Here is an 11,696-nt window from a genome sequence, read left to right on the forward strand (position 1 = left end):
CCGATAACATATATAGCTAGGATCGATTGGAAGCACTAAGGGGGTAACAACGGATGTTAAGAGGATTGTACACCGCGGCGTCAGGCATGATTTCTCAGCAGCGCAGACATGATACGGTGACGAACAATATTTCGAATATTAATACGCCTGGTTATAAGCAGACAAACGCTGTAACTCGTTCGTTTCCGGAGATGATGCTGTCATTGACAGGCGCTGGTCCGGAGAATTTCACCAAGATCGGTAAACTGACTAACGGTGTATTTGCGGAAGAAAGCTTGTCTATTCATTTGCAGGGCGATCTGACACAGACGAATAACTCGTCTGACTTTGCTTTGATCTCCAACATTGAAGTAGACGGGTTGTCCTTTGACGCTTCCGGTAAAAATATAAGCCCGGACGGAGAGATTACTTTTCAGCCTCAAGCCTTTTTTACACTACAGGATCAAAATGGCGAGGTTCGGTATACGCGGGGCGGGAAGTTTACGCTGACCGAGGATGGCTTTCTTATGGGAAGTGACGGCTCGAGCGTGCTTGGAACGAATGGTCAGCCGATTCGGATGCCTGCCGGTGTAGGTCTAGACAGACTTGTACTGACTGATAATCAGCGCTTCGTTGATGCCAATGGGCAAGATATCGGCGTTCAATTGCTAATTAGCCGTGTTGATAATCCGAATATGCTTGTGCGCGAAGGAAACGGAAGCTTCCGATTCTCGGGAGAGGGCGGCGAAGCTGTCGCTATCGCTCCGAATGAACGCGTGGAAGTGAGACAAGGCTACATAGAACGTTCTAATGTTGATACCGCGCAAGCAGCTATTGACCTTATGTCGGCGCTGCGTGCTTATGAAGCTAACCAGAAGGTTATCCAATTTTATGATCAAAGCTTAAGCAAAGCCGTCAACGAAGTCGGTCGCGTGTAACAACAGGTTGAAGTAGCGGAGGTGCACGAAACATGAACAGTTCAATGATTAACGCTATGGTATCGATGAATGGTCTTCAACAAAAGCTGGATCTTCTAGCGGATAACATAGCTAATGTGAATACGGTTGGTTACAAAAAGAAGGAAGCTACCTTTGAGGATCTTCTAACGAACTTAAGAACTCAGCCGGAAGCTTTCAATCAGCCTGGCCGTAAAACGCCGATGGATTTCACACAAGGCTGGGGCTCAAGAATGACAATGGTTCAGCCTAATTTGTCCCAAGGTCCAATGCAGGGAACCGATAAGGACACGGATATTGCGATCGAGGGAAATGCATTGTTCGAGGTGGAAGTGGACAACGCTGGCAACCGTGCTTATACACGCAATGGAGCGTTTCAGTTGACGGTCGGCGCAAACGGTGATACGATTTTGGCAACGGAAGACGGATATCCAGTCGTAGCAAATGTAAGAAATGCTGTGACAGGAAACGTGGTTGAGGGCAATATCGTAGTACCACAAGGGTACAGTTTGCGGGTTAATCCAGATGGAACGGTGCTAGGAGTATCTTCCGAGCGCACGATTCCGCTTGGCAGCATTAAGCTGCTCCAAGCTTCGCGTCCTGCGGCACTAACTGCTGTTTCTGATAACCTGTTTGTCGTTGCAAACGGAATTAATGCTGGTGATGTCGTGCAGCAGACCGTGCCGAACTCGGAAAATAACATTGTGCTGCGTCAAGGGTACTTGGAGCAGTCAAATGTCGAGCTGACGGACGAGATCACCGAGCTTATTAATGTGCAGCGCGCTTATCAATTGGCAGCTAGAGCGTTATCGTCAAGTGATACGATGATGAGTCTTACCAACGGGCTGCGCGCATAAGGATAGGATGATGTGAATGAGTATGGCCGATGAGCGAATGGACCACGAAGCAAGCGGATCCGGGAGTAAAGCGGAAGAGAAAAGCTCAGGGAGGCAGAAGCGCGCCGGTCGCGTGAAGGCTGAAGAGAAGAGCTCCAATAAGAAGCAACGGCCCAAAGGGGTAAGCATGCTGCTGTGGCTTTTGCGCAAAAGCATCGTACCGCTCATAATGATCATTATGCTTGTGGCAGGCTTGTACATTGGTTACGCTGTAATAGGCAAGCAGCCTGAGGATGAGGTTTTTAGCTGGGCAACATGGCAGCATCTCTATGACTTAGTGTTTGCTGAATCGTAATCAATTAAATAGAAGAAGGGATGCCCGCTTTGCAGTGTATGCTGCGTAGCGGGCATCCCTTTTTTTGATAGCCTACATTATTTGTGCAAGTAAGAAACTCGTCGTGTAACGAGGTGACGAGCTTCTCACTTGCTGTTTTTTGAACTATTTTACACTTACTCTAATCGTCACGCTTTTTCCTGCATAGGTCGCTTTAATGGATGCAGATCCTTTGCTAACAGCAATGATCTTTCCATTAACCACGGTTGCAACACTCGCTTTGGAGGATGTCCAAACCGCATTGTCGGTAACGTCAGCCGGGTTTCCAGTCGTAAAGTTAGCTTGCAGCTTAGCCGAATAGCTTCCTCCCGGACTGAGCTGAACCGATTTGCTGGATAAAACAAGTGATTTCAGTTTAGGTGAAACCACGATAGGAACGATGACCGTTTTGCCTTGGTATGAACCAGTAATCTTAGTTGTTCCTACGGCAATTCCTTTAACAGTGGTACTGCTAACGGTTGCGATATTAGGATTGCCAGACTCCCAGTTCATTTTTGAACCTAGTGAAACCTGCTTGCCGCTCTTGTAGTAACCTGTAACCTTAACGGATTTGGATTTTCCAGGGTAAAGATCTAGAGAGATAGGATCAACAACAAGCTTGACGATTTCTTCCTCTATTCTTACACGTACCGTTACACTTTTAGTCAGGTAAGTAGCAGTGAGCGTGATGCTTGTCACATCTAAGCCCTTCATCGTCGTTTCCTTCAATACGATATCATCTGATGAAGCCTTCCATTTCACTCTGCTCGAAATATTCTCTTCTTCTCCATCTTCATTAATAACGGTTACGGAAGGGAGAGGCGTTTCTTTTCCTAAAATAATGCTAAGATCCTTAACGTCGGCAATCAGCTTTAACGGCTTCATGTGAACGACTAATTTTACATCCGCTTTATAGTTTTGAAGGGATGCAGTAAGAACGGACTCTCCAAGAGCTTTGGCTGTCCATTGACCATCTTTAATCGTTGCAATCTTCTCATCTGCGGATGACCATTTTACGATTTTGGATACATCTACCTTCGAGCCATCAAATGTTGTTGCCATGACTCTAGGAAGATCCTCGCTAATATCGGTATAACCATCGATAGTTTCCGTTTCAATACTAAGTTCAGTTATGCTCGGATACACTGTAATCTCGATGCTGCGGCTTATACCTTTGTAGCTGGCTGTAATTTTAGCAGTACCAACGGATTTAGGGCTTACTAATCCGTTTGATACAGTAGCGACCACGACGTTCGAAGACGTCCAGTCGGCTTTATCAGTCACATTTTCAGGATCACTATTAAAATTATCTAAAACATCTGCTCGTACCTGTAGTGGTTTGTCCTGAAGCTGCAGATGGTATTCCTTCTCTGGTGAGAGCTTGATCGACTGGTAAGGTGTACGTATGACCACATCGATCGTTGTACTAACCCCTTTGTGGGATACCGTAATCGTCGTTTTTCCAGCACTTACCGCTGCGACAACGCCTTTTTTAACCGTTGCTACTTTTTCATTAGAACTTACCCACTTAGCATCGTCTGTTACGGGAAGTGTTCCACCTGTCTTCAGATCGACGGATGCCGTTAATACTTTGTCTTCATCGCCGATATCGATTTCGATAAGCTTGCCAGAAGTACCTGAATCGATCGTAATCGACTTGTAAGGTGAGGTTACATTTAATGTAATCGCATCGGATTTGCCCTTATACTTTGCCGTAATTGTAACGGCTCCAACACCTAGCAGCTTAATAACACCTTCATCTACGGTTGCTATCGCAGCATTCGATGTTGTCCAAACAGCTTCACCTGTCACAGGTAGCGGATCTTTGTTTCCTTTCAAGCCGTTAAGCGTGAAGGCCAGATTTTGACCAATCTCGATATCCAGCGTTGTTGGAGCGGTTACTCCGTTCTGCATGAGGCTTACGGAATCATAGATATAGTCTGATGAGGCCTTAATAGAAATGGTGAAGCCTTTATAAGTAGCGCTTATCGTTGCGGTTCCCTTGCCTACACCCGTTAAGACGCCTTTTTCCACTTTGACAAGAGCGGTATTCGATGATTTCCATGTCGCATCGGCAGTAACTTCTTTTCTAATGCCTGTACCTGTTGCATAAACGGCTAGATTAACCTTATCATCTTCAACAAATGTTTCCAGTGATGATGTGCTGCTGTTGTAATCCGATGGGTCATAGGTGAAATCAATGCCGGTGATCGTATCTTCCGCGGCGTTGACAATGCCGGTCATGGAAGTCATAACCATTACGATTGCAAGCGTAGCTGCGAGCCACCTGCGAGTTACTTTCAACGACTTATTCAAGCGTAAACTAAAATTCACTACATCCCTGTCCTTTCTTGTTTAAAGTAATTGGTATTCTATTTATAACGGTAAGAAGATGGTGAAAATGAATAACGATCACAAAATGTATACATAAAAAAATTGCAAATAGTCAGTTAGAACTAACTTCTGCAATTTGTTCCGCTTATTAGGAACAGCGGATAGTTTTATTTTTACGGGAGGTAGTTGTATAATAGTTGGGAACCATGGTGGACCGTCAGTTATAGGTAGAGGAGCGTGAATAGTTGAATCTGCCGAATCTATTAACATCATTGCGTTTTTTATTAATCCCTGTCTACATCGTGATTTTTGCGGAAGGACATATGATTCCTGCCTTTTTGATTATGGTTGCTGCCGGTATTACCGATGTTCTTGATGGTTATATCGCGCGCAGAACTGGTCAGATTACAACGGCTGGAATGATGCTTGATCCGCTTGCGGACAAGATGATGCTGATCACTGTTATTGTATCGCTGCTCGTATCCGGCCATATTTCCTGGGCTGCGGCTGCAGCGATGTTTTTGCGCGATTTGGGCATGATAGCGGGGGGATTCTATTTTCACTTCCGAGGGAAAAAGACGGTGCCTGCCAACTGGATGGGAAAGCTGACAACTGTGCTCTTTTATGCAGCGATAATGCTCATTTTCTTTGAAGTGCCGAATGCTCATGTTTATTTGTGGGGCGTTATTGGCTTTTCATTCATTACTTCAATGATGTATATCGTCATGTTTAAAGCGCTGAATAAACACATAACAGAAACACCTACTGGACATTCGTGATCATCAAGTCACTACATATGAACAAAGAGGCTTGGCGGAGGACACTTCGGGTCCAAGCAGCCAAGCCTCTTATCTTAACCTTCATAAACTGCAGTTTATGAGGGATATGTATAGTGTCGTACAGAATGACACTTTTTATACTACCTAACTTAACAATTGAGAGGGGCTTTTTTTCATGTTGGATATTAACCAAATTCAAGAAATCATTCCGCACCGCCCGCCGTTTCTGCTAATCGACCGTATTTTGGAGGTTGAGCCAGGCGTACGCGCAGTCGGTCTTAAAAATGTTACGATGAATGAACCTTACTTTGTAGGTCATTTTCCGGGTTATCCGGTTATGCCAGGCGTACTTATAGTAGAAGCGCTTGCGCAAGTAGGTACTGTAGCGATGCTGATGATTGAAGCCAATCGTGGAAAGCTTGGTTTTTTTGCAGGCATCGACGGCTTCCGTTTTCGCGGTCAAGTTAAGCCTGGCGATACGTTGACGCTTGAGGTCCAAATTACAAGGCTGAAGGGCTCTATTGGAAAAGGACAAGGAACAGCACGGGTTGGCGATCAAATCGTTGCCGAAGGCGAGCTTATGTTTGCTTTATCTAATCCTTCATAAATTAAAATTCATGAATGAAAGAGGCTGCTAAATATGACGAACGAAACGAATGCTAAAGTTATTGCTAAATATGAGGCGTGGCTTAATGATCCGTTGATTGATTCAGGAACAAAGGACGAGCTTCGCAGTATTGAAGGACAAGAAAAAGAAATTACGGATCGCTTTTATCGCGACCTTGAATTTGGTACGGGCGGCTTGCGCGGCGTAATGGGTGCAGGAACGAATCGTTTGAATACTTATACGGTTGGTAAAGCAACACAGGGACTCGCAAATTGGCTGCTTGCTGGCAAGTCGGCGGATGGAGCGGCTCCTTCTGTTGTTATCGCTCACGATTCCCGCAATAACTCACCTGAGTTTGCACTAGATGCAGCGCTTGTGCTTGCGGGCAACGGAATCACTACTTATTTGTTCACAGCGCTTCGTCCAACACCACAGCTTTCTTTTGCGGTACGTGCGCTAAATGCAGCAAGTGGAATTGTCATTACGGCAAGCCATAATCCACCTGAATATAATGGTTACAAAGCATATGGCGCTGACGGCTGCCAGCTTATTCCTGAGGAAGCTGAACAAGTTATTTCTGCTATCAGTCAAATCGCGGGTTTCGATGAAGTGAAACGGGTTTGCCGCGAAGAAGCGGAAGGAAAAGGATTGCTGCGCTGGCTTGGAGATGACGCCGATCAACAATTTATTGATACGGTTGTTGCTCAGAGCTTGAATGCTGACCTTATTAAAGGTGAAGTTGGAGAAAAAATTAGTGTTGTCTTCACACCTCTACATGGCACTGGCAACATGCCTGTTCGCGAAGTGTTGAAAAAGGTTGGTTTTAAAAATGTGCACATCGTACCGGAGCAAGAGCAGCCGGATGGATATTTTAGCACGGTAAAGTCTCCTAACCCGGAAGAGCGCGAAGCGTTCACTCTTGCGATTAAGCTGGCGCAGCAGGTGAATGCTGATATCATTATCGGTACTGATCCTGACGCAGACCGTATGGGTGCGGTTGTGAAAAACAATGAGGGCGAGTACGTGGTACTCACTGGCAACCAATCGGGTGCGCTAATGGTTCATTATGTGCTAAGCCAGTTGAAGGAACGTGGACAGCTGCCAGACAATGGCGTAGTGATCAAAACGATCGTAACAAGTGAACTAGGCGCAGATATTGCCCGTTCCTATGGTGTAGCGGTTGAGAACACGTTGACCGGCTTCAAATATATTGGTGAAAAAATGACTCGTTATGAGCAAACAGGAGAGCATACCTTCCTATTTGGCTACGAGGAAAGCTACGGTTATTTAACAGGAACTTATGCGCGTGATAAAGACGCGATCGTTGCTGCGCTATTAATTGCTGAAGCTGCAGCTTATTATAGCAGTCAAGGAAAAACGCTATATGATGTTCTTTTAGAGTTATACGCTGAGCATGGCTTCTATTTGGAAGGCTTGGAGTCGCGTACACTTAAGGGACTTGATGGCGTGCAAAAAATAGGCGCTATTATGGATGACTGGCGTCAAAACCCGCCTGCAGAAATCGGCGGCGTCAAAGTGGAGCGTGTGCTTGATTACGGCAAAGGCCAAGATGGCTTGCGTCCGGAAAATGTATTGAAATATTTACGCGCAGATGGCTCATGGTTCTGCCTTCGTCCATCTGGCACGGAGCCAAAAATCAAAGTTTATTTTGCGGTTAAAAGTGAGTCGAAGGATGCTGCTGTTGAGGCACTGCAAACATTGCAAGCCTCCGTTATGGAACGGGTAGACTCTACCGAATAGTACAATAATTAACCTGTTTAGAACGGAGGAATTGTGTGTTTTTACGTTGGCAGCAATGGAATCGGCGCGCAAGATTCGCATTATGGATCATTGCAATTATCGGGGTGGCGGCAGCATTGCCGCTCGGTGCCGTTCGGATGGAAATGGAAAAATCGTCGAAGCAAGTAGAGTATGTATTTGATTATCGGGATATTATTGAGGTGGCGGAGCGTCAGGCTCGTCCGCAGCAATTTTTAACGGAAAAGCTGGAGATGCTCAAGGAAGCTGGCGTCACAACAATGGCTGTTTATGAGAGCTCTCTGAAGGATCTGCAAATTTCCGGCAGACTTACTTTTTACAGCTCCAGAGATGCTGCATTGCTTCAAAGTAAATTTGAGCCGGTAGGCCAAAACTTTACTTATATTTTGTTCAATGGGCCCAAAGAAGAAGAAATGATTGGACCGATTGTTCGCGAAGCGCTTGATCGCTCCGAGGCTGTGTATAGCAATTGGTCGTACGGTGGCCGAAATGGCTTAGTCGTTGAGATGCCAATTGCAGAGGCTGTTATGAAGACGATGGATTTTGATCCGATTTCACTTGAAACGATTCATAATGCCGGACTTCAAATATTGCCTCGCTTATCTGACCGTATTAAGCCTTATGATCAGCAGGCAACAGATGTTATGCTTGCGAAATTGAAGGAATACGATGTAGACCGCGTATTGTTCGACGGTGACAAAGTAAAGGGTGCATCCGATCAAGCGATGGATAACAGCCTTTATCAGTTCGGAGAACTGCTCAAAAAATACGATATGGGCGTAGCGACCATAGAAAATTTGAAAAAACCGCAACAAGGCATAAATAAATTAGCTTATATTACAAATTATAATGTAGTCAGATTATATTCATTGTCGGAGAACGACGGTATGACGATGACGCCGGAAGCTATTGCTGATCGTTTTCTTTTAGCGGCGAAGGATCGTAATATCCGGATGTTTTTCTTGAACGGGACAGCTCAGTCCAATACGGATAAAGCAAAGGTGGTTCACTCCTTGGACCGTATTGCTGAAGCAATGAGTGACGAGGGCGGAATCGTAGACAAGCTCTCAGACGCGGGCTTTACGCCAGGCAAGCCAAAACCGTTTGATCATGAACAGCCTTCATGGAATAAACCACTGCGTGCAATCGTTGCTGCTGCTGCAGTAGCACTGATTACTTTGTTAATCGGCGCATTTATTCCAGGCGTCTATATTCCAGTTTATGCGATTGGCTTAGTTGGAAGCGCAGGCTTGTACAAGCTAAACAGCTCGCTTATGGAGCAAGGACTTGCATTAGGTGCTTCAATTGCAGCTCCTACGCTGGCTCTTATATGGGTAATGAATCGGATTTATTCCCGTACCGTTGGCGAGCGTCGTGTTATTGGCGGAACGAAATGGTCAGTAGGAAGAAGCCAGCAAGGGCAGACTCCTCAGCAGCCAGGTGCTGTATATGAGAACGGCAATCGTATGAAATGGATATTCCCTGCCATATCTACGGGAAGACGTTTTGGCCTTGCTCTGAATTGGTTTATTGTGGCGACGCTCATTTCTCTTATGGGAGCGCCGATGATATTCGGATTGTTGAACAATATTACGTACAATCTTGTATTGGAACAATTCCGCGGCGTAAGTGTGCTGCATTTGGCTCCGATTATCCTTGTGGCCATTTATGTGTTTTTCTATAACGGTCAAACATCAATCGGAAAGCTGCGCAAGCTGCTTTCTCAACCTATTACATTAACATGGATTATAGTAGCTGGAGTTATTGGCGTTATCGGCTTCTATTACTTGTCTCGTACAGGGAATGGTGGACAAGCACCTGCTATTGAGCTGCTTATTCGCGGCTGGCTGGAAAATACATTCGGCGTACGACCGCGTTTTAAAGAGTTCATGCTTGGTCATCCGCCGCTGCTGCTTGGCTTGTTCCTTGCACTTCGTTATCGTGCGGCATGGCTGCTTGTTATCATTGGTTCGATTGGTCAATTGACGATGGTTGATACGTTTGCACATCTTCATACACCACTTCACATTTCGATGATTCGTGTAGCGCTCGGCTTGGGTACAGGTATCATAATCGGATGTATCTTGATTTTGGCATGGCAGATCGTGGAAGGAGCAATTCGTAAATGGGCACCAGCCATCATCCGCAAGTTCGTCGAATAGTAATTTCAGGCTATTATGGCTTCTACAACAGCGGTGATGAAGCGGTACTCAAATCGATATTGCTAGCACTAGAAGAAGAAGGCAAAGCGCAGGGCGTACAAATTCAGCCGATCGTTTTATCAGGTGATCCAGATTGGACAAGCCGTATGTACGGGGTTGAAGCTGTCCGCCGCATGCATCCAGGAGATCTATGGAAAGCATTGAAAGGCAGCGACGGTCTAATAAGCGGAGGCGGAAGCCTCCTGCAGGACGTTACAGGCGCCAAAACGATTCCTTATTATACTGGCGTCATGAAGCTGGCCCAATTGCTGGGTAAGCCAACATTCGCTTATTCGCAAGGGATTGGCCCTGTGATTCGGCGCTGGATGGACCCTATGATACGCGGAGTGATGAAGCAAAGCGCTTATGTATCCGTTAGGGATGAGGAATCCGCTGCTTTGCTTGGACGAATCGGCGTGCCTAGTGATCGGATCGATGTTGTTCCTGATCCGGTCATGGGCTTGCCGCTCCCTGCGGGTTCATCAGCGGCTGGACAAGCTTCCGACCCTGCTGCTGCGCCGCTGGTCGGTGTATCGCTGCGCCCTTGGCGCAGTGACGGCGCCGATCTCGAACGCGCCGCCGAGGCGCTAGTCGCGCTGTCGAAGCGCATGCCTGTCCGGCTGCGCTTCCTGCCGTTCCACACACCCTCCGACACTGTAGCGTCGGAGCAGGTGCTGGAACGGCTTCGCGGCAGGCTCGGCGACGGTTCCACCGCCGAGCTGGCCGCGCCCAGCGACGACCCCCAGCAAATGCTGCTTGAGGTCAGCCGGTGCGACGCTTTGTTCGGCATGCGCCTCCATGCGCTTATTTATGCCGCCGGCCAAAGGGTTCCTATGCTTGGCCTCTCATACGACCCGAAGATCGACCAATTTCTGGGTCGACTTGGCATCAAAGCCATCGGCACGACGGAGCAGCTCGATGCCGAAAAATTCGCAGATGCAGCGGGTTTGCTGCTGTCTGACAAAGAGGGCTGGCAGGCAAAGCACAAGTCAACAATCGATCTTTTAAAACAACAATCGCAAAGACCGGCGCAACAAATTGTACATTTGCTGCGTCATACATTATCGAGGTGAGTTCCTCTTGTCGAAACAACTACCAACTGTGCCGTTATACGGCATACCATTCTCCAAAGTGGGCATGGATGACACAGTCAATTACTTAATAGAAGCGATCGAAGAAAGACGCGTAACCCATGTGATTACCGCTAATCCGATCATGATTATGTCTGCCGTCGAGGACCCCAAGTATAGTGCGATGATGCGGCGCGCAGATCTTATTGTGCCTGATGGTGCAGGAGTTGTATGGGCGGCCAAATACGTAGGACAGCCTGTTGCAGAACGAGTGACGGGGTTTGATCTCCTTCACCGCTTGCTGCATGAGGGTGAAAAGCGTAGATGGAAGGCTTACCTGCTTGGCACCTCACAGGAGATTATTGAAGCGGCGGCGGAGAAGCTGCAGCTGCAATATCCTCAAGTGAAAATTGTAGGCTATCGGAATGGTTTTTTTGGCCCTGATCAGGATGAGGAAGTCATCGAAGAAATCCGTGCGGCTGGTCCTGATTTATTGTTTGTGGCACGAGGTGCGGATACGCAGGAGCCGTGGATTGTGAAATACAAGCAAAAGCTGGGCGTACCATTGATTATGGGCGTTGGCGGAAGCTTCGACGTTGTTTCGGGTAAACTAAAGCGAGCTCCGAATATTTTCCAAAAACTTCGGCTTGAATGGTTTTATCGCTTGCTGCAAGAGCCTAAACGCTACAAAAGAATGCTTGTTTTGCCGAAATTCGTAGTGAAAGTGGTTCGCGACAAAGAAAACGTTACAAAACCTCGACCTACACCGTGAAATTCTCGTT

Annotated in this window: 10 protein-coding genes; 9 read left to right on the plus strand and 1 reads right to left on the minus strand. The window is 46.7% G+C overall.

The features are described from left to right. Nucleotides 1-53: 53 nt before the first annotated feature. Genes AC1DPK_RS20815 through AC1DPK_RS20825 form a run of 3 tightly spaced genes read left to right on the plus strand, consistent with a single transcriptional unit; the run spans nucleotide 54 to nucleotide 2,126 of the window. A complete protein-coding gene (locus AC1DPK_RS20815; RefSeq protein WP_076266221.1) occupies nucleotides 54-917 on the plus strand; it encodes a flagellar hook-basal body protein in 864 nt (287 codons plus the stop codon). 32 nt (nucleotides 918-949) lie between these two features. Beyond that, the gene (locus AC1DPK_RS20820; RefSeq protein WP_076266220.1) at nucleotides 950-1,792 is read left to right on the plus strand and encodes a flagellar hook-basal body protein; all 843 of its coding nucleotides are present in this window, start codon (nucleotides 950-952) and stop codon (nucleotides 1,790-1,792) included. Nucleotides 1,793-1,808: 16 nt separating this feature from the next. After that, complete coding sequence (locus AC1DPK_RS20825; protein WP_477511492.1) at nucleotides 1,809-2,126, plus strand: DNA-directed RNA polymerase subunit beta; 318 nt, start codon at nucleotides 1,809-1,811, stop codon at nucleotides 2,124-2,126. 144 nt (nucleotides 2,127-2,270) lie between these two features. On the opposite strand, the gene AC1DPK_RS20830 is transcribed toward AC1DPK_RS20825, so the two are convergent. Beyond that, nucleotides 2,271-4,478 carry an Ig-like domain-containing protein gene (locus tag AC1DPK_RS20830; protein ID WP_477511493.1) on the minus strand — a complete coding sequence of 736 codons (2,208 nt, stop codon included), beginning with the start codon at nucleotides 4,476-4,478 and terminating at the stop codon, nucleotides 2,271-2,273. A gap of 245 nt (nucleotides 4,479-4,723) precedes the next feature. Here AC1DPK_RS20830 and AC1DPK_RS20835 point away from each other — a divergent pair, with 245 nt between their 5' ends. The 6 genes from AC1DPK_RS20835 (at nucleotide 4,724) to AC1DPK_RS20860 (ending at nucleotide 11,686) form a co-directional block, all read left to right on the plus strand. Next, nucleotides 4,724-5,257, plus strand: a complete 534-nt coding sequence (locus tag AC1DPK_RS20835) for a CDP-alcohol phosphatidyltransferase family protein (RefSeq protein ID WP_477511494.1) — start codon at nucleotides 4,724-4,726, stop codon at nucleotides 5,255-5,257. 175 nt (nucleotides 5,258-5,432) lie between these two features. Then, entirely contained in the window at nucleotides 5,433-5,864 is a 432-nt protein-coding gene (gene fabZ / locus AC1DPK_RS20840) for a 3-hydroxyacyl-ACP dehydratase FabZ (RefSeq protein WP_056631018.1), read from the plus strand. Nucleotides 5,865-5,897: 33 nt separating this feature from the next. Further along, nucleotides 5,898-7,625 carry a phospho-sugar mutase gene (locus AC1DPK_RS20845; RefSeq protein ID WP_477511495.1) on the plus strand — a complete coding sequence of 576 codons (1,728 nt, stop codon included), beginning with the start codon at nucleotides 5,898-5,900 and terminating at the stop codon, nucleotides 7,623-7,625. A 35-nt stretch (nucleotides 7,626-7,660) separates the two neighbouring features. After that, nucleotides 7,661-9,805 carry a DUF5693 family protein gene (locus AC1DPK_RS20850; RefSeq protein ID WP_477511496.1) on the plus strand — a complete coding sequence of 715 codons (2,145 nt, stop codon included), beginning with the start codon at nucleotides 7,661-7,663 and terminating at the stop codon, nucleotides 9,803-9,805. Further along, nucleotides 9,769-10,917, plus strand: a complete 1,149-nt coding sequence (gene csaB, locus AC1DPK_RS20855; protein WP_477511497.1) for a polysaccharide pyruvyl transferase CsaB — start codon at nucleotides 9,769-9,771, stop codon at nucleotides 10,915-10,917. Before AC1DPK_RS20850 ends, csaB begins: the two co-directional genes overlap by 37 nt. A gap of 64 nt (nucleotides 10,918-10,981) precedes the next feature. Beyond that, nucleotides 10,982-11,686: a WecB/TagA/CpsF family glycosyltransferase gene (locus AC1DPK_RS20860; protein ID WP_477511548.1), complete on the plus strand. Its 705-nt coding sequence runs from the start codon at nucleotides 10,982-10,984 to the stop codon at nucleotides 11,684-11,686. Nucleotides 11,687-11,696: the final 10 nt, after the last annotated feature.

This window comes from Paenibacillus sp. 01T424 (assembly GCF_056398745.1).

Bases quoted from the DNA above. Each gene is read 5' to 3' on its own strand.
- AC1DPK_RS20815 (WP_076266221.1), top strand. From the start codon at position 54: ATGTTAAGAGGATTGTACACCGCGGCGTCAGGCATGATTTCTCAGCAG.
- AC1DPK_RS20860 (WP_477511548.1), top strand. From the start codon at position 10,982: ATGGATGACACAGTCAATTACTTAATAGAAGCGATCGAAGAAAGACGC.
- AC1DPK_RS20825 (WP_477511492.1), top strand. From the start codon at position 1,809: ATGAGTATGGCCGATGAGCGAATGGACCACGAAGCAAGCGGATCCGGG.
- AC1DPK_RS20845 (WP_477511495.1), top strand. From the start codon at position 5,898: ATGACGAACGAAACGAATGCTAAAGTTATTGCTAAATATGAGGCGTGG.
- fabZ (WP_056631018.1), top strand. From the start codon at position 5,433: ATGTTGGATATTAACCAAATTCAAGAAATCATTCCGCACCGCCCGCCG.
- csaB (WP_477511497.1), top strand. From the start codon at position 9,769: ATGGGCACCAGCCATCATCCGCAAGTTCGTCGAATAGTAATTTCAGGC.
- AC1DPK_RS20820 (WP_076266220.1), top strand. From the start codon at position 950: ATGAACAGTTCAATGATTAACGCTATGGTATCGATGAATGGTCTTCAA.